14 protein-coding genes and 1 tRNA gene are annotated in these 18,419 nt (G+C 68.8%); 5 read left to right on the forward strand and 10 right to left on the reverse strand.

Annotation, left to right across the window (positions count from 1 at the left end):
- Position 1 precedes the first annotated feature (1 nt).
- Positions 2-3,115: an efflux RND transporter permease subunit gene (locus AC3WON_RS12640; protein ID WP_492351942.1), complete on the forward strand. Its 3,114-nt coding sequence runs from the start codon at positions 2-4 to the stop codon at positions 3,113-3,115.
- 112 nt (positions 3,116-3,227) lie between these two features.
- Here AC3WON_RS12640 and AC3WON_RS12645 read toward each other — a convergent pair whose 3' ends face one another.
- The 6 genes from AC3WON_RS12645 to AC3WON_RS12670 all read right to left on the reverse strand — a co-directional run bounded on the left by AC3WON_RS12645 (position 3,228) and on the right by AC3WON_RS12670 (position 10,108).
- Entirely contained in the window at positions 3,228-4,418 is a 1,191-nt protein-coding gene (locus tag AC3WON_RS12645; RefSeq protein ID WP_492351943.1) for an amidase, read from the reverse strand.
- A gap of 37 nt (positions 4,419-4,455) precedes the next feature.
- Positions 4,456-5,469, reverse strand: a complete 1,014-nt coding sequence (locus AC3WON_RS12650; RefSeq protein WP_492321389.1) for an ABC transporter ATP-binding protein — start codon at positions 5,467-5,469, stop codon at positions 4,456-4,458.
- A gap of 10 nt (positions 5,470-5,479) precedes the next feature.
- Positions 5,480-6,511 (reverse strand): ABC transporter ATP-binding protein, encoded by a 1,032-nt coding sequence (locus AC3WON_RS12655; RefSeq protein ID WP_492351944.1) that lies wholly within the window; start codon positions 6,509-6,511, stop codon positions 5,480-5,482.
- Positions 6,512-6,514: 3 nt separating this feature from the next.
- The gene (locus AC3WON_RS12660) at positions 6,515-7,402 is read right to left on the reverse strand and encodes an ABC transporter permease (protein ID WP_492321391.1); all 888 of its coding nucleotides are present in this window, start codon (positions 7,400-7,402) and stop codon (positions 6,515-6,517) included.
- A gap of 10 nt (positions 7,403-7,412) precedes the next feature.
- Positions 7,413-8,363, reverse strand: coding sequence for an ABC transporter permease (locus AC3WON_RS12665; protein WP_492351945.1), 951 nt, complete (start codon positions 8,361-8,363; stop codon positions 7,413-7,415).
- Positions 8,364-8,485: 122 nt separating this feature from the next.
- Positions 8,486-10,108, reverse strand: coding sequence for an ABC transporter substrate-binding protein (locus AC3WON_RS12670; protein ID WP_492351946.1), 1,623 nt, complete (start codon positions 10,106-10,108; stop codon positions 8,486-8,488).
- Between the two features lie 215 nt (positions 10,109-10,323).
- On the opposite strand from AC3WON_RS12670, the gene AC3WON_RS12675 reads away from it, so the two are divergent.
- Entirely contained in the window at positions 10,324-11,571 is a 1,248-nt protein-coding gene (locus AC3WON_RS12675; RefSeq protein WP_492351947.1) for a Zn-dependent hydrolase, read from the forward strand.
- A gap of 22 nt (positions 11,572-11,593) precedes the next feature.
- On the opposite strand, the gene AC3WON_RS12680 is transcribed toward AC3WON_RS12675, so the two are convergent.
- From AC3WON_RS12680 to AC3WON_RS12690, 3 genes are all read right to left on the reverse strand, one after another.
- On the reverse strand, positions 11,594-11,941 hold the full coding sequence (locus AC3WON_RS12680; RefSeq protein ID WP_011615103.1) for a hypothetical protein: 348 nt from the start codon (positions 11,939-11,941) through the stop codon (positions 11,594-11,596).
- Between the two features lie 156 nt (positions 11,942-12,097).
- Positions 12,098-12,898: an IclR family transcriptional regulator gene (locus AC3WON_RS12685; RefSeq protein ID WP_492321395.1), complete on the reverse strand. Its 801-nt coding sequence runs from the start codon at positions 12,896-12,898 to the stop codon at positions 12,098-12,100.
- 224 nt (positions 12,899-13,122) lie between these two features.
- A tRNA-Leu gene (locus AC3WON_RS12690) sits at positions 13,123-13,209 on the reverse strand.
- Positions 13,210-13,482: 273 nt separating this feature from the next.
- Between AC3WON_RS12690 and AC3WON_RS12695 the strand changes: the two genes are divergently transcribed.
- Positions 13,483-13,857, forward strand: coding sequence for a VanZ family protein (locus AC3WON_RS12695; RefSeq protein WP_492321396.1), 375 nt, complete (start codon positions 13,483-13,485; stop codon positions 13,855-13,857).
- Here the strand turns inward: AC3WON_RS12695 and AC3WON_RS12700 are convergent.
- A complete protein-coding gene (locus AC3WON_RS12700) occupies positions 13,832-14,689 on the reverse strand; it encodes a 23S rRNA (adenine(2030)-N(6))-methyltransferase RlmJ (RefSeq protein ID WP_492321397.1) in 858 nt (285 codons plus the stop codon). The two genes, AC3WON_RS12695 and AC3WON_RS12700, sit on opposite strands and share 26 nt — an antisense overlap.
- 158 nt (positions 14,690-14,847) lie before the next feature.
- Between AC3WON_RS12700 and mnmC the strand changes: the two genes are divergently transcribed.
- Complete coding sequence (gene mnmC, locus AC3WON_RS12705; protein WP_492351948.1) at positions 14,848-16,821, forward strand: bifunctional tRNA (5-methylaminomethyl-2-thiouridine)(34)-methyltransferase MnmC2/FAD-dependent 5-carboxymethylaminomethyl-2-thiouridine(34) oxidoreductase MnmC1; 1,974 nt, start codon at positions 14,848-14,850, stop codon at positions 16,819-16,821.
- 229 nt (positions 16,822-17,050) lie between these two features.
- Positions 17,051-18,406 carry a trigger factor gene (gene tig, locus AC3WON_RS12710; protein ID WP_492351949.1) on the forward strand — a complete coding sequence of 452 codons (1,356 nt, stop codon included), beginning with the start codon at positions 17,051-17,053 and terminating at the stop codon, positions 18,404-18,406.
- Positions 18,407-18,419: the final 13 nt, after the last annotated feature.

The following is an 18,419-nucleotide window of genomic DNA, read 5'->3' on the forward strand; positions in this document are numbered from 1 at the left end:
GATGGATCATTCCCGCTTCAACCTGTCGCGCTGGGCACTCGAGCACCAGCCGCTGACCCGCTACCTGCTGGTGGTGCTGCTGCTTGGCGGCATGCTGGCGTTCTTCCAGCTGGGCCAGGACGAGGATCCGCCCTTTACCTTCCGCGTGATGGTGGTGCAGGCCTTCTGGCCCGGCGCCACCGCCGAGCAGATCGCCGTCCAGGTGACGGACAAGATCGAGCGCCAGCTGCAGGAAGTGCCCTATGCGGACAAGATCCGCAGCTTCTCCAAGCCGGGCGAGACCACGGTGATCTTCCAGCTCAAGGACACCTCGCCGGCGAAGGAGACCGCGCAGGTCTGGTACACCGTGCGCAAGAAGATCGGCGATATCCAGCAGACGCTGCCCGCGGGCGTGCGCGGGCCGTTCTTCAATGATGAGTTTGGCGACGTGTACGGCACCATCTACGCGCTCTCCGCCGACGGCTTCAACTACAAGGAGCTGCGCGAGTACGCCGACCTGGTGCGCCAGGAACTGCTGCGCGTGCCGTCGGTGGCCAAGGTGTCGCTGATCGGCCTGCAGGACGAGAAGGTCTTCATCGAATTCAACCAGGCGCGCTTTGCCCAGCTGGGGCTGGATATCAACGCCATCGCCGACCAGATCTCGCAGCAGAACAACCTGACCGGCAGCGGCGTGCTGGTCACCCCGACCGACAACCTGCAGGTGCGCCTGTCGGGCCAGTTCGCCAGCGTGGAAGACCTGGAGAACCTGGTGCTGCGCGGGCCCAACGGCATCGCCAACATCCGCCTGGGCGACATCGCGCACGTCTACCGGGGCTATGTCGACCCGACCCAGACGCGCATGCGCTTCAACGGCAAGGACGTGATCGGGCTGGGCATTTCGATGCAGAAGGGCGGCGACATCATCGAGCTGGGCAAGAACCTGCGCACGGCCTTTGACCAGCTGCGCGGCCAGCTGCCGGTAGGCATCGAGATGGACCAGGTGCAGGACCAGCCGCAAGCCGTCAAGCGCTCGGTCGGCGAGTTCGTGCGCGTGCTGATCGAGGCGGTGGTGATCGTGCTGGCGGTCAGTTTCATTGCGCTGGGCCTGCATACGCGGCCCTTGCGGCTGGACGTGCGTCCCGGGCTGGTGGTGGCGCTGACGATCCCGCTGGTGCTGGCCGTGACCTTCCTGTTCATGCATATCTTCGGCATCGGCCTGCACAAGATCTCGCTCGGGGCCTTGATCGTGGCGCTGGGACTGCTGGTGGACGACGCCATCATCGCGGTCGAGATGATGGTGCGCAAGCTGGAAGAGGGTTTCTCCAAGATGGAGGCGGCCACCTTCGCCTATACCTCCACCGCGATGCCGATGCTGACCGGCACGCTGATCACCGCGGCCGGCTTCCTGCCGGTGGGCCTGGCGCGCTCGACGGTGGGCGAATACACCTTCGCGATCTTTGCGGTGACGGCGCTGGCGCTGGTGCTGTCGTGGCTGGCGGCGGTCTATTTCACGCCCTACCTGGGCTACCTGCTGCTCAAGACCCGCGGCCCCGGCGCGGGCGAGGCCCACGAGGTCTTCGACACGCCGTTCTATGCGCGCTTTCGCCGGCTGGTGGACTGGTGCGTGAGCTGGCGCAAGGTGGTGATCGCGATCACGCTGGTGGCCTTTGCGCTGGGGATCTACGCCTTCAAGTTTGTCGAGAAGCAGTTCTTCCCCGATTCCAGCCGCCCCGAGCTGATGGTGGAACTGTGGATGCCCGAGGGCACCAGCTTTGCCCAGATGGAAACCGAGGCCAAGCGCTTCGAGCAGCTGGTCGGCAAGGACCGCGAGGTCGAGAGCCTGACCACCTTCGTCGGCACCGGCGCGCCGCGTTTCTACCTGCCGCTGGACCAGATCTTCCCGCAGACCAATGTGGCGCAGGTGATCGTGATGCCGGTCAGCACCGAGGTGCGCGATGCGCTGCGCCGCCGCATCATCAAGCTGATGGATGCCGAATTCCCGTACCTGCGGGGCCGCGTCAAGCTGTTGCCCAACGGGCCTCCGGTGGCCTATCCGGTGCAGTTCCGCGTGATCGGGCCGGACGCCGCCGGGGTGCGCCAGCTGGCCGACCAGGTCAAGGCCGAGATGCGCGCCAACCCCAACACCGTCGGGGTCAACGACAACTGGAATGAGAACGTCAAGATGCTGCGCCTGGAGATCGACCAGGACAAGGCGCGCGCACTGGGCGTGACCACCAATGCCATCGCCCGCGTCACGCAGACCGTGCTGAGCGGCGTGCCGGTGGGCCAGTACCGCGACGGCGACAAGCTGATCGACATCCTGATGCGCACCCCGCGCAGTGAGCGCGACGCGATCTCGGACCTGAACAACATGCTGGTGCCGACCAACACCGGGCGCATGGTGCCGCTGACGCAGGTGGCGCGCGTGACGCTGCGCTCGGAACCGGGCGTGGTGTGGCGCGAGAACCGCGACTTCGGCGTGACCGTGCAGTCCGACGTGGTCGACGGCATCCAGGGCCCGACGGTGACCGCGCAGATCACCCCGAAGCTGGACAAGCTGCGCGCGCAGTTGCCGCCAGGCTACCGCATCACCGTGGCCGGCGCGGAAGAAGAGAGCGGCAAGGCTGGCGCTTCGATCGCGGCGCAGCTGCCGCTGTGCATCTTCATCATCTTCACGCTGCTGATGCTTCAGCTGCACAGCTTCTCGCGCGCGGCCATGGTGTTCCTGACCGGCCCGCTGGGCCTGATCGGCGCCGCCGCCACGCTGTTGCTGCTGCGCGCGCCGATGGGGTTTGTGGCGCAGCTGGGCATCACCGCACTGCTGGGCATGATCATCCGCAACTCGGTGATCCTGGTCGACCAGATCGAGCAGGACGTCAGCGCCGGCGTGCCGCAGTGGACCGCCATCGTCGAAGCCGCGGTGCGCCGCTTCCGGCCGATCATCCTGACCGCCGCCGCGGCGGTGCTGGCGATGATCCCGCTGTCGCGCTCGATGTTCTGGGGGCCGATGGCGGTGGCGATCATGGGCGGGCTGATCATTGCCACGGTGCTGACGCTGCTGTTCCTGCCGGCGCTGTATGCGGCGTGGTTCCGCGTCAATCGGCCGGAGGGCGGGGTGTCGGCGCTGGCGAGTTGAGGCGCGGCGCGGTTCAGGCTGCGGCTTCGCGGAAGCCGCGGGCCGGTACTGGCGAGACGATGCCGGCATCGACCTCGCCGTCGGCATGCCGCGTGCCCTTTGCGTTACTGGTTCAAGCCTGGTGCGCCATGATCCGCTCCGCCAGAGCGACCAGGCTGCGGTCACTGCCCGCCGGCCCCAGCAGCGAGATGCCGAGCGGTGCGCCGTCGCGGCCGGCCAGCGGCAGGTTCAGCTGCGGGAAGCCGCTCAGCGGCGTCAGGCACAGCGTCTGGGCGGCGAGGTTGCGGTAGGTCTCCAGGGACTCGATCGGTTCGGCGCGCAGCGGCGCGATATCGGGCATGGTCGGCAGCACCAGCACGCCGTCCGGCCCCAGCAGGCGGCCCATGTGCGCGGTGAAGTCGCGGCGCACGGCACTGGCTTCGTCGAACTGGCTGCGGGTGACGGCCTTCGCGAAGGCGAAGCGTGCCGCGACATCGGCACCCAGCTCCAGTCCGTGTTGCTCGATCAGTTCGCCGTCGCTGTGCCATGCCTCCCAGCCCTGCACGTAGCGGAACGCCCACCACAGCTCGGACAGCGGCCGGTCGGCTACGGTGACTGGCGCGGCGTGGCCCAGCGCGGCTTCGATCCGGGCGGCAGCCGGCGCCAGCGCGTCGCGGGCCTCCGGGGTCGGCTGGCCGAACAGGTCGGTGGCAAACAGCAGCCGCGGCGCGGCCGGCAGCGGCGCCGGGTCCGCCCCGAACAGCACCTCGGCCACGCGCGCGAAGGTGCCGATGTCGCGCGCAAAGAAGCCGCAGGTGTCCAGGCTTTCGGACAGCGGCAGGCAGCGTTCCAGTGAAATGCGCCCGTGCGTGGGCCGGATGCCGAACAGGCCGCAATGGCTGGCCGGCGCGCGCACCGAGCCGCCGGTGTCGGAGCCCAGCGCAAAGTCGCACAAGCCGTTCGATACCGCCGAGGCCGAGCCCGACGATGAGCCGCCGGTGATGCGCTCCGGCGCCGCGCCGTTGACCGGGCGCCCGTAGTGGGCGTTCTGGCCGTTCATGGAGAAGGCCAGCTCGTCGGTGTGGGTCTTGCCGACGAAGGCGGCGCCGGCATCCAGCAGCCGCTGCACCGCCGGCGCGGTCGCGGCCTTGATGCCCGAGCGCGCCAGCACGTGCGGATTGCCGCCGCCGGTCGGATAGCCAGCTACGTCGAACAGGTCCTTCACGGCGAAGCTCAGGCCCCGCAGCGGGCCGCCGGCGGCGTGCGGGACGGTGATCTGTGGGTACGGCATGAAGGCACGGGCAGGATGGGTGGCAAGCGTCATGGGTGGCCTGGAATACGTTGGGGTTCTGGGATGGGGGTCATGCCGCGGTGGCGACCGCGGGCTCGGCGGCCAGCACGCAGCTGACGCGGTGGCCGGTGCCGACGGTGAGCGCCTGCGGCACCTCGGCCAGGCATTGCGGGCGCGCATGCGGGCAGCGTGGCGCGAAGGTGCAGCCCGGCGGCAGCGCGGCCAGGTCGGGCGGGGCGCCGCCGATGGCCTGCAGCCGCTGGCCGCGGTCCATGCCATGCTGGCGGCTTTGCAGCAGGGCGATGGTGTAGGGGTGGCGCGCCGCGCGCAGCAGGGTGCGGATCGGGCCTTCCTCGACAATGCGCCCGCCGTACATCACCGCGACGCGGTCGGCGATCTCCACCGCGGCGCCGATATCGTGGGTGACGAAAACAATGGACAGCCCCAGTTCGCGCTGCAGCTCGCGCAGCAGGATCAGCACCTGGATCTGCACGGTGGCGTCCAGCGCGGTGGTGGGCTCGTCGGCCAGCAGGATCCTGGGCCGCGCCGACAGTGCCAGCGCGATCATGGCGCGCTGGCGCATGCCGCCCGACAGCTCGTGCGGATACGCTGCCAGCCGCCGCTCCGGGCTGGGAATGCGCACGGACTCGAGCGCCTGCAGCGCGCGCGCGCGCGCCTCGGCGGCCGAGACCGTGTCGTGGGTGCGGATGCATTCGACGATCTGCTGGCCCACGGTGTAGACCGGGTCCAGCGCCAGCAGCGGCTCCTGGAACACCATCGCCATGGTGCCGCCGCGCAGCCGGGCCAGCGCGCGCTGGTCGAGCGCCATCACGTCGGCGCCGTCGACGCGGATCTGGCCTGCCATGCGGGTGCGGCGCGGCGGGTGCAGGCGCATCAGCGCGCGCAGCGTGACGCTCTTGCCGGAGCCGGATTCGCCGATCAGGGCCACGGCCTCGCCGGCGCCCACGTCGAGCGAGACGCCGTTGACGGCGCGGATGGTCTTGCCGCCGCCGGAGAAGGTGACGTGCAGGTCCCGCACCGAGATCATCGGCGCGCCGGGTGTGCTTTGTGGGGTGGTGGACATGGTGGGCTCCTCAGGGCGCGGCGGCCAGCAGGCAGGCGACCGGATGCCCGGCCACCAGGTCGGTCAGCTGCGGCTCGCGCCGCCCGCACACGTCCTGCGCCATGGCGCAGCGCGGATGGAAACTGCAGCCGGACGGCGGGTTGATCGGGTTGGGCGGGTCGCCCGCCAGCGGCGCGACCGCGGTGCGGCGGTCCGGGTCCATCGACGGCATCGACGCCAGCAGCGCGCGCGTGTACGGGTGCGCCGGGTGCTGATAAAGGGTCTCGGTATCCGCGATCTCCACCACCTTGCCCAGGTACATCACCATCACGCGGTCGCACAGGTAGCGGATCACGTTGAGGTCGTGGCTGATGAAGACGTAGGTCAGGTCGAACTCGGCCTTCAGGTCCAGCAGCAGGTTCAGCACCTGCGCCTCCACCGACTTGTCCAGTGCCGAGACCGCCTCGTCCAGGATCACCAGGCGCGGGCGCAGCGCCAGCGCGCGGGCAATGTTGACGCGCTGGCGCTGCCCGCCCGACAGCTCGTGCGGGTAGCGCCCGGCAAAGCGCACCGGGTCCAGCCCGACGCGCTGCAGCAGGTAGCGGGCGCGCTCGGTGGCTTCGCGCGCCGGCACGCCATGGACGCGTGGCGTGAAGGCGATCGACGCCTCGATGGTCAGGCGCGGGTTCAGCGACGAATAGCTGTCCTGGAACACCATCTGCACCTGGCTGCGGAACTGCTTTATCGGCAGCTGGGCCGAGCCCACGCCCTGCGCGTCGAAGATCAGCTCGCCGCGGTCCTGCTGCGTCAGCTGCATCAGCAGCCGCGCGGTGGTGGACTTGCCGCAGCCGGACTCGCCGACCACGCCCAGGGTCTCGCCCTTGAGCACGTCGAAGCTGACGCCATCGACCGCGCGCACCGACGCGGCGCGCGCGCGCAGGCCGGGCAGGCCGGAATTGATGGGAAAGTGCTTGACCAGCTGGTGGGCGATCACCAGTGGCTGCGCCGGGCCGCCGACATCGCGGCCGGCCTGTGGCGAAGGGGCCTGCATCAGTGCTGGCATGGTTCAGTCCTTGATTTCCATGGCCGAGCGGATGCCGTCGGCCAGCAGGTTGAACGAGACCGAGGTCAGGAAGATCATGGCGCCGGGCAGGGCGGCAACCCACGGCTGGGTGTAGATGGCCGTGCGCAGCGTGTTGAGCATCAGGCCCCACTCCGGCTCGGGCGGCTTGACGCCCAGGCCCAGGAAGGACAGCCCCGAGGCCAGAATCATCGACACCGAGATCAGGCTGGTGGCATAGACGAAGATCGGCCCGAGCACGTTGTTGAGCACATGGGCGCGCACGATGGTCAGCGACGACGCCCCGGAAGCACGCGCCGCGTCGACAAACTCGCGGTTGCGCACCTGGGTGGTCACGCTTTCGGCCACGCGCACGATCTGCGGGATAAAGACGATGGTCAGCGACAGCAGCGCATTGCCCACGCCCGCCCCCAGCGTGCCTGACAGCGCGATCGCCAGCAGCACCGACGGGAAGGCGTACAGGATGTCGGTGAGCCGCATGATCACGGTGTTGGTCCAGCCGCCGGCATAGCCGGCGACGATGCCGAATGCGCTGCCGATGACAAAGGCAAGCAGCACCGGCGTGATGCCCATGAACAGCGACAGCCGAGCGCCCAGCATCAGCCGCGACAGCATGTCGCGTCCCAGCTCGTCGGTGCCGAGCGGAAAGTGCTCGGTGCCGATCGGCTTGAGGCGCTTGAGGATCGATGCCGCGTACGGATCGGCGGGCATCAGTGCCGGGGCGAACAGCGCCATCAGCACCAGCCCCAGCAGCACCAGCGCGGCCAGCATGGCCAGCCGGTTGCGCAGCAGGCGCCGGCCGACCGTGGTCCAGTAGCCGGGCGAGCGCTGCACCGCGGCGGCGGCCGGTGATTGGTCGAGGGTCATGTCCATGTCGGCCTCCTCAGTTGCGCTGGATGCGCGGGTCGAACAGCGTCTGCAGCGCATCGACCAGCAGGTTGAGCAGCACGAAGAACAACGCCAGCACCAGGATGGTCCCCTGCAGCAGCGGGAAGTCGCGCTGGAAGATGGCGGCGTTGAGCAGGAAGCCCGTGCCGGGCCACGAGAACACGGTCTCGATCAGGATCGAGCCGCCCAGCAGGTAGCCCAGTTGCAGGCCCATTACCGACAGCGCGGTCGGCGCCGCGTTCTTGAGCACGTGGCGGAACACGGCCAGGTCGGACAGGCCGCGCGCGCGCAGGCCGACGATGAACTCGTTGGCCAGGATCTCCGCCACCAGCGCGCGCACCGTGCGCGCCACGATGCCCATCGGGATTACAGACATGGTCACCGCCGGCAGCAGCATGTACTGCATGTGCTCCCAGTCCCACGCCCAGTCGCCCGAACCGCCCGGCCCGGCGCCGGTGGCCGGCAGCCAGCCCAGCAGCACCGAGAACGCGATCACCAGCACCATGCCGAGCCAGTAGTGCGGGATGCTGACGCCCAGCACCGACAGCAGCGACGCGGTGCGGTCGGCCACGGAATCGCGCAGGTAGCCGGCGACAAAGCCGAACAGGCAGCCGAAGCTGAAGCCGATCAGCGTGGCCACGGTGGCCAGGCGCAGGGAATTGACCACGGCGGCGCCGACTTCGGCCATCACCGGCCGGCTGGTGGCGATCGAAGTGCCCAGGTCGCCCTGCAGCGCACGGCCCAGCCAGTGCACGAATTGCTCCAGGAAGGGCTTGTCGAAGCCGTAGAGTGCGGTCAGCTGGCGGCGCAGGTCTTCCGAGGCGTCGGGCGGCAGCACCGACACCAGCGGATCGCCGGGGGCGATATGGACCAGCGAGAAGCACAGCAGCGCCACCCCGAGCAGGATGGGAATGGCATAGAGGATGCGGCGGAACAGGTATTGCATGGGAGGATCCGGCAAGTTGGGGCGTGCGTGCGCCGTGCGCGGCACGCGGGGAAGACCGGGCGGGGTTGCCGGGCCGCGCGGGCGGCGGGCTGCCGCGCGGCGTCCGTCGGGCGCGGCCGGGATCAGTCCATCGACATCGTCGCGATATCGATAAACCAGCTCTGCGGCTGCACCACGCCCTTGACCTTCTTCGAAATCGCGCGCGGGCCGACGTCGTGCGCGATCAGCACGAACGGCGACTCCTCGACGATGCGGGCATGCAGCCTGGCCAGCGCCGCGTCGCGCGATTTCTCGTCAAACGCGGTGCGCGCGTTCTCGATCAGCTTGTCAAACTCGGCATTGCCGAAGTAGCCCCAGTTGTTCGAGACCGGCGGCTGGGTCTTGGTGCTGACGAAGCGGACCATGGCAAAGAACGGGTCCATTGCCGCAAAGCTGACGTTGATTGCGTTGGCGCCGTGCGCGCTGGCGTCCTTGGCGCCGACGCGCCAGTTGGTGAAGAGGGTGTTCCACTCGACCACGTCGAAGTCGACGTCGATAAAGCACTCCTTCAGGTTCTGCTGCACGTACTCGTTCATCGGCAGCGGCTGCATCTGGCCGGAGCCCGACGCCGACACCTGCACCTTGACCTTGACCGGTTTGGCGGCCGAGTAGCCGGCCTCCTGCATCAGCTTCTTCGCCGCGGCCGGGTCGTACTTGATATCGAACTTCGGATTGCCCCACCACGGATTGCCGGTCTCGACGATGCCCTTGGCCTCGGCCATGTACCCGCCCAGCAGGGTCTTCAGGCCGCTGCGGTTGACGCACAGGTTGGCGGCCTGGCGCACACGCTTGTCCAGCCATGGCGAGCCGGGCGCGAACGACAGCTGCCACGGCCACATATGCGGCTGCGCGTTGGCATAGACCTGGAAGCCGCGGCTCTTGATCTGGGTGATGGCGTCGGGTGCCGGGGCTTCGATCCAGTCGACCTGGCCCGACAGCAGCGCGGCGGTGCGCGCGTTGGCCTCGGGCATCGGCACCATCACCACCTTGTCGATCTTCGGCACGCGCTTCGCGTCCCAGTATTGCGCATTGCGCACCACTTCCAGGCGCTCGCGCGGCACGAAGCGGCGCATCCTGAACGGCCCGGTGCCGGCGGCGTCGGCGGCAAACGCGACCCAGGCCTGCTTGGAGCGCTCGACCGGATCGGTGACCGAGGCCGGCACCGCGGCGAATTTCTTCTCCCACTGCGTGGGCGAGGCCATGAACAGGTTGGTCAGGTTGTAGGGCAGGAACGAATCCGGCTCGGAGGTGACCAGCTCCACGGTGAGGTCGTCGATCTTCCTGGCCGTGCGCAGCGTCGGCATGCGCGAGGCGGTCACGCCGACCTGGCTGGGATCGAACTGCCTGGCGGTCTTGTCCAGCACTTTGCCGACGTTCCAGACCACGGCATCGGCGTTGAACGGGGTGCCGTCGTGGAACTTGACGCCGTGGCGCAGCTTGAACACCCATCTGGTCTTGTCGGCGGCGTCGACCTTCCATTCGGTGGCCAGGCCCGGGATCAGCAGGCTGGGGCCGTTGCCCCGGGACAGGTCCCATTGGGTGAGGCCGTCGTACATCGGGATGCCGGAGAAGCGGTTGCCCTCGAAGCCCTGGTCGGGCTGGCCGAGCGTGCGCGGGATGTCGGCGGCGGTCATGCCGATGCGCAGCACCTTGTCGGCATGGGCGGCACCGGGCAGCGCGAGCAGCGCCAGCACGGCGGCGCTCATGACCGAGGCAGCTGACTTGAGACCTTTCGCGAGAAGGGAGGGATCGTGGTGCACAGGCTTGCTCCTGGGTTGGCTTGAGGGGACGGATGTCTGCAAAGCAAGTCATGTGCCACGGTGGCAGGGCCGGGAATGCGGGCCGAAGTGCCGGCGACGGTGGTCTGCTTCTTGCTGAACCTGCTGCCGTTTCCTCTCCCTCACCCTACCCGCAACCAGACATGGACCAGCTACACCTTCCCCGCATCAATGGCGCCCGCCTGTGGCAAGCGCTGATGGACCTCGCCGCGATCGGCGCCACGCCCAGGGGCGGCGTGTGCCGCATCGCGCTGACCGAAGCCGACCGCAAGGGGCGCGACCTGGTGGTGCAGTGGTGCCGCGAGGCCGGGCTCGAGGTGCGCGTCGACGAGATCGGCAACGTCTTCGCGCGCCGCGCCGGCAGCGACCCCGACGCGCGCGCCGTGGCCACCGGCAGCCATATCGACACCCAGCCCTCGGGCGGCAAGTTCGACGGCAACTTCGGCGTGCTGGCCGGCCTGGAAGTCATGCGCACGCTCGACGACCTGGGCATCGTCACGCGCGCGCCGCTGGAGGTCGCGTTCTGGACCAACGAGGAGGGCACGCGCTTCACGCCGGTGATGATGGGCTCGGGCGTATTTGCCGGAGAGTTCGACGCGGCTTTTGCGCGCGCGCAGACCGATGTGGATGGCGTCAGCGTGGGCGACGCGCTGGCGGCGATCGGCTACCGCGGCGCGCAGCCGGCGGGCGCGGTGCCGGGCGGCATGTTCGCGGCCTACTTCGAGGCGCATATCGAGCAGGGGCCGGTGCTGGAGGCGGCAGGTCTGCCGATCGGCGTGGTCTCGGGCGCGCTGGGCCAGCAGTGGTACGACGTGACCGTGACCGGCATGGACGCGCACGCCGGCCCGACGCCGCTGGCGCTGCGCCACGACGCGATGCTGGCGGCCGCGCGCATGGTCGAGGCAGTCAACCAGATCGCGCGCGACGAGGCGCCGCACGGGCGCGGCACGGTCGGCTATCTGCAGGTCACGCCGAACTCGCGCAACGTGATTCCGGGCCGGGTCGATTTTTCGGTCGACTTCCGCAACCTGTCGCAGGCTGGCCTGGACCGCATGCATGCGGCCATGCAGGCGGCGTTCGAGGGCATTGCCGTGGCCGCCGGCGTGGAGGTCGAAATCCGCCAGGTGGTGAAGTTCGAGCCGTGCGTGTTCGCGCCCGAATGCGTTGACAGCGTGCGGCGCGCGGCCACGGCGCTGGGCCTGCCGCATATGGACGTGGTCAGCGGCGCTGGCCACGACGCGGTCTACGTCGCGCGGCGCGCGCCCACAGGCATGATCTTCGTGCCGTGCAAGGACGGCATCAGCCATAACGAGCTGGAAGACGCGCTGCCCGAGCACATCGAGGCGGGCGCCAACGTGCTGCTGCAGGCCATGCTGGCGCACGCGCGCTAGGCGCCCGCGCCAGATCCAGAGGCTAGTTGCAGATCGTGCCGGGAACCGGCTTGCCCGAGGCGGTCAGCCCCTGGCACGCATCGCCGCTCGCCAGGCTGGTATCCGAGGCCGCGGCCGGTGACAGCTTGAGCTTGCCTGCCACGGTGCAGCACCCGCGGGCTGGCGGCGGCGCTGGCGTGCGCTTGGTCGCCGGCAGCGGCGCCGGCCCACCGGCTTCCGCGGTTTCTTCCGCGTCAGGAAAGACGCACTGCCCTTGCTGGCAGATCCGCTCTCCTTTGCACTGCATGTCGTACTGGCATCCGGCAGCATAGGCGAGCGATGACCAGCCAGCGGCCATCGACGCTGCCAACAGCAAGGCAGGGAATTTCATATGCCCTCCGATCAGGGCTGAGGTGAAGATGCCGGAGCGGCTCGGTGCCGCCCCGACACCTTCAGCATAGATCGCGGCAAGGGTCCGCGAAAGGCACTGGCACTCAGGTGTTCTACCACCCCTGCGCGAGTTGGCCGGCCTTCGCCGTGCCGGGCCTCAGTGTGCGATCGAACGCGAGATCGCCCGCGCGCATTCCAGCACCAGCGGCGCCAGCTTTTTCTGCGCCTCGGCCATGCTCCAGCGGCTGGCCGGCGGCGACACGTGCACCGCGCCGACCGCAACGCCCTGGCTGTTGACGATGGGCGCGGCCAGGCCCATGTCGCCGATGAACAGTTCCTCTTCATTGCTGGCGTAGCCCAGCCGGCGGCACGCCGCCACGCGCTCGAAGATCGCATCCACGCCGGTCAGCGTCGAGGGCGTGCGCGCCACGCGCGCCGACTGCTCCAGCATCGCCAGGACCTGCTCGTCGGGCAGCGTGCTGAGGTAGGCCCGGCCGGAGCTGGTGCAATACATCGGGATGCGCATGCCCACCGGCGTCAGCACCGGCATGTGTTTGGCGGTCATCAACTGGGCCACGTAGACCATGTCCAGCCCGACCGGCTCGGTCAGGTTGGCGGTCTCGCCGCTGGCTGCGGCCAGCTGCGACAGGTAGGGGCTGGCCACCGGGATCAGCGCATCAGCCGCCAGGTAGTTGTAGCCGATCTCCATCACCCGCGGCGTCAACCGGAAGCGCCGCGTCTGCGGGTGCTTGTCGACATAGCCCAGCGCTTCCAGGGTATGGATGGTGCGCTGCGCCGAGCTCTTGTTCATGCCGGTCAGCGCGGCCAGTTCCGACAGGGTCAGCGTACGGTGGACGCCGTTGAAGGCGCGCAGGACTTCGAGGCCTTTTTCGAGCGACTGGTTGAACAGCGGGTTGTCGCGGTCGGGCGCGGGTGACGGGACGGGTTTTGACGGCATAGTTGCGTCGCGGGCGAAGGGACCGGGCAGCACCATCCACGGGATGGCTGCACCACGATGAGTGAGTATTGCACCAATATACGTATGTATCGATTATCGATATGATGGCGAAATGATACCGTCACTGGCGCAGGCTGGAAAGTGGCGCGGGGGTGCCTGCCGGAAAAAGCGTGCCGAAGGGGATTGGGAAACGGAAGTTGTCAGCCCGCCACTAGAAGGGCGGGTGGTGCGAGGGAGGGGACTCGAACCCCTACACCATTGCTGGCGTCAGGACCTAAACCTGGTGCGTCTACCAATTTCGCCACCCTCGCGGTCCTTGCGGCGCTGCCCGGGCGGGCGGCCGCGATGCTCGCTGGCTTGCTCCGGACAGGAAAGCAAAAAAGGCGGCTGGAACTGCCCGCCTTTCTTCTGTCCGCGCTGCCGGCCCTGGCGGCCGAACCGTGGTGTCGGCATGGCTTGCGCCTGCAGTGCAACGAGGCTGCGGATTGTAGCGCAAGGCGCGGGGGGAATCCAGCCCTGCCAGGTGCTCCGGTGGCCGCGGCAAGCGGCAGGGATATATTGTCGGCTTTCCAGTGGCCGCACACATGCCGATGACTGCCTTCCCGACCCTGACCCCGCTGCGCTGGCGCCTGCTGTTCTGGGGCTGCGCGGCCGCGGTGCTGGCGCTTTCGCTGATGCCGCCGACGCAGCCCCTGCCGACCACCGGCTGGGACAAGTCCAACCATATGCTGGCGTTCGCGGTGCTGGGCGTGCTGGGCCGGCGCGCCTACAACGGCCGTGGCTGGGCCGTCTTGCTGGGGCTGGTGGCGTACGGCGCGCTGATCGAACTGCTGCAGGGGCAGACCGGCTACCGCGAGGCCGAGTGGCTCGACCTGCTGGCCGACAGCGTCGGCCTGGCCGCGGGCATGGCGCTGGACTGGCTGGTGCGCCGCCTCAGTTCTCCTCGGCTTCGAGCGTGAACTTTGCGCCGTCGTCCTGGCCGAGCAGGTCGGTCAGCACCGGCATGGCCTGCTGCAGCGATTCCTTCAGCCGCCACGGCGGATTGACGATGAACATGCCGCTGCCATGCAGGCCCAGGCCGCCCTCGACCGGATGCCTGACGGTCAGGGTCACGTGCAGCCAGCTCTTGAGCGGCAGGCCCTTGAGCTGCACCGGCAGCTGCGCCGATTCGCGCCGCTGCACCTGCGGGTACCAGACCGCATAGACGCCGGTGGCAAATCGCTCCAGCCCGTCGCGGATGGTCTGCACGGTGCGGGCGTAGTCCTGCTTGTCCTCGTAGGACGGGTCGACCAGCACCAGCGCGCGGCGCGGCGGCGGAGGCAGGATGGCCTTGATGCCGCCGAAGCCGTCGCCGTCGTACAGCATGACGCGGCGCCCGGCGCCGCGGAAGTTGTCGCGCAGCACCTGGATCTCGGTGCTGTGCAGCTCGAACAGCCGCAGCCGGTCGTGCTCGCGCAGCATCTGCCAGGCCAGCCAGGGCGAGCCGGGGTAGTGGCGCAGGTTGCCGTCCGGGTTGAGCGCGCGCACCTGGTCCAGGTATTCGTCCAGCATCGCCGGCAGCTGGGTGCCGCTGGCGGCGGCGCGCCACAGCGGCGCGATCCCGGTTTCGAATTCGGCCTTCTTTTGCGCGTAGGCGTGGTCCAGCGCATAGAGGCCGGCGCCGGCATGGGTGTCGATATACCAGAACGCCTTGTCCTTCTGCGCCAGGTGCTCGAGCAGTTGCACCACGACGGCGTGTTTGAGGACATCGGCATGGTTGCCGGCGTGGAAGGCGTGACGGTAGCTGAGCATGTGGAGCGGGGGCGCCTGGGCGGCGCAAATCAAGGGGCAGGGCGGTGCGGTCTGCGGGAAGGCCGCTATGCTACCATCCGGCGCGAATTACCAAGCCCGCTCCCACGCCCCGGCGAATCCGCCCGGGCATTTTGCTTTTCGCCGAGTTTCCCTGTCCCATGCCGCGCGCATTAGAGCCCGCCGAGCCGATCCTTTCTGCCGAAGGCATCCCGTATTCGCCCCGCTACGACGACGTCTACCACAGCACCGAAGGCGGGCTGGCGCAGGCCGCCCATGTCTTCCTGGGTGGCAACGGCCTGCCGCAGGCGTGGGCCGGTCAGCGCCAGTTCGTCATCGTCGAGACTGGCTTCGGCCTGGGGCTGAATTTCCTGGCTACCTGGCAGGCGTGGCGCGATGATCCCCAGCGCTGCGGCACGCTGCATTTCGTCTCGATCGAAAAGCACCCGTTCACCCGCGAAGGGCTGGCGCAGTTGCACGCCAGGCTGGACGGGCTGCAGCCGCTGGCGCAGGCGCTGCAGGCGCAATGGCCGCTGGCGCTGCCGGGCCTGCACCGCCTGGCCTTCGACGGCGGGCGCGTGGTGCTGACGCTGGCGCTGGGCGATATCGAGCAGATGCTGCCGCGGCTGGCGGCCGGCGCGGATGCCTTCTACCTGGACGGTTTCGCGCCGGCGCGCAATACGGAGATGTGGTCGCCGCAAGTGTTCCGCGGACTGGCGCGGCTGGCCCGGCCAGGCGCCATGCTGGCTACATGGGCGGCCGCGGGCTTTGTGCGGCGCGGGCTCAAGGAGGTGGGTTTCGAAGTCAGCAGGGCGCCCGGCTTTGGCGGCAAGTGGCAAATGACCGTCGCGCGCTTCCGCCCGCAATGGAAAGCGCGCCGCCATGCGCCGCCACTGCCGGCCCAATGGTCCGAGCGCCATGCCATCGTGATCGGCGCCGGCCTGGCCGGCTGCGCCGTGACCGAGCGGCTGGCCGCGCGCGGCTGGCGCGTGACGCTGTTCGATGGCCACGACGGGCCGGCGCGGCAGACCTCGGCGCATCGCGCGGCGGCCATGCATGCGCATGTGTCCGCCGACGACAGCCTGCTGTCGCGGCTGTCGCGCGCTGGCAACCAGTACGCGCTGCGTGCCTGGGCGGAGTTGGCCGAGGCCGGCCATGCGGTCGGCTGGCATGGCTGCGGCGTGCTGCAGATCGGCGAGGACGAAGCCGAGGGCCAGGCCCAGCGCGCCGCGCTGGCGGCGATGCGCTTGCCGGAAGGATTCGTGCGCTGGATGAGCGCTGAAGAGGCGGCAGCGGCCCACCATGCCGGCGTGCCGCGTGGCGGCCTGTGGTTCCCGCAAGGCGGCTGGGTGGCGCCGCCTGACATCTGCGCGGCGCAGCTGGCGCAAGCGGGCGCTGCGGTGACGGCACGTTTCCGCTGCCGGGTTGCTGCAATCGCGCGCGTCGACGGGCAATGGCAGGCGCTCGGGCAGGACGGCGACGTGCTGGCATCGGCGCCGGTGCTGGTACTGGCCAACGCACATGAGGCGCTGCAACTGCTGCCGCAGCAGCACTGGACCATGCGGCGCGTGCGCGGGCAGCTGACCACGCTGGCATCCGCGCAGGTGGATGCGCTCGGCGGCTGGCCGGATTGCGTGGTGACTGGTGCCGGCTACCTGCTGCCGCGCACCGCGGACGGCGCTGGCCGGGTCGGCTCCAGCTACGACGCCGACGAGGGCCCGCTGGTGGAGCAGCCGGCGGTCCACGCGGCCAACCTGGCGCGCCTGACCGGCATGCTGCCGCGCCAGGCCGATGCCGTGGCAGCCATCGATCCCGCGACGCTCTCCGGCTATGTCGGCGTGCGCACGGTCACGCACAACCGGCTGCCGCTGGTCGGCCAGGTGCCTGACGAGGCCGCCGCGCTGGCGCAGGCCGCATCGCTGCGCGGCGCGCACTTGCGTGATCTGCCGCGCATGGTCGGGCTCTACGCCGCCCTTGCATATGGCTCGCGCGGCCTCACCTGGGCAGCGCTGGGCGCGGAACTGCTGGCCAGCCAGATCGAGGGCGAGCCGCTGCCGCTGGAGTCGGACCTGGCCGATGCGATGGATCCGGCACGCCTGCTGCTGCGCGCCCTGCGTCACGGGCACACGGGATAGCGCCGCGGGGCCGGCGGGCGGTTCCAGGCCCGTTCCGGGCAAAATCTGCCGGAAGCGAATGAAAACCGTGCGATAATCCCCGTTTTCCGTTTGCGCGGAGCTTCCCGTTCGCCGGTGCGCCGCCCCGGCCGTCCTGTGGTGACGGCGCCGTGGCGGTAAAGCGGGCGGTACATGCGCAAGCGGTAGCACCTACGAACACAACTACATTTTCTGGATTGGATCTACGACCATGTCGAACGTGATTGAGAACCTCGGCAAGCTGGACCGCAAGGTGACCCTGGCCATCCCCAAGGCCGAAGTGGAGAAGGAAAAGCAGGAGCGCCTGGTTCGCCTGTCGAAGACCGTGAAGATGTCGGGCTTCCGTCCGGGCAAGGTGCCGATGAAGATGGTCGAGAAGCAGTACGGCCAGCAGGTCGAGTTCGAAGTGCGCTTCGACAAGGCCGCACGCAAGTTCTTCGACATCACCAAGGAACAGGACGTCAAGGTTGCCGGCCAGCCCAAGTTCGAGATCAAGAACGAAGGCGTGGGCGAGGACGAAGTCGCATTCGACGCCACCTTCGAGGTGTACCCGGAAGTGACCATCGGCGACCTGTCGGCCGCCGAAGTCACCCGCACCGGCACTGAAATCACCGATGCCGAAGTCGACAAGACCATCGACATCCTGCGCAAGCAGCGCGTGCACTACCACGCCCGCGGCGAAGCCGGCGAGCATGGCGACGGCGGTGCCGACGTCACCGCCCAGAACGGCGACCGCGTGACGCTGGACTTCGTCGGCAAGATCGACGGTGAAGAGTTCGCCGGCGGCAAGGCCGAGGACTTCCCGTTCGTGCTGGGCGAAGGCCGCATGCTGCCCGAGTTCGAGCAGGCCGCGCTGGGCCTGAAGGTCGGCGAAAGCAAGACCTTCCCGCTGGCCTTCCCGGAGGACTACCACGGCAAGGAAGTGGCCGGCAAGACCGCCGAGTTCACCGTGACGCTGAAGAAGATCGAGTGGGCGCACCTGCCGGAAGTCAATGATGCCTTCGCCAAGTCGCTGGGCATCGCCGACGGCAGCGTCGAGAAGATGCGCGCCGACATCCGCGAGAACCTCGAGCGCGAAGTGAAGCGCCGCACGCACTCCATGCTCAAGGACCAGGTCATGGAAGCGCTGCTGAAGGCCAGCGAGCTGGACGTGCCCAAGGCCCTGATCGAGCAGGACCAGGAACGCCTGGTGGAAATGGCCCGCCGCGACCTGGAGCAGCGTGGCATGCCCAACGCCAAGGACATGCCGATCCCGGCCGAGATGTTCGCGCAGCAGGCCGAGCGCCGCGTCAAGCTGGGCCTGATCCTGGCCGAGATCGTCAAGGCCAACGGCCTGGAGGCCAAGGCTGACCAGATCAAGGCCGAGATCGAGGATTTCGCCAAGAGCTACGAAGACCCGAAGGAAGTCATGCGCTGGTACTACGGCGACCAGCAGCGCCTGGCTGAAATGGAAGCCTACGTGCTCGAAAACAACGTGGTAAATTTCGTGTGCGGCAAGGCCAAGGTCACCGACAAGAAGGTGTCCTTCGAGGAACTCACCGCCGAAGGCAACCCGCAGCAAGCCTGAGGCCGGAAGTGAC

The sequence above is a fragment of the Cupriavidus sp. FW305-46 genome (genome assembly GCF_058787075.1).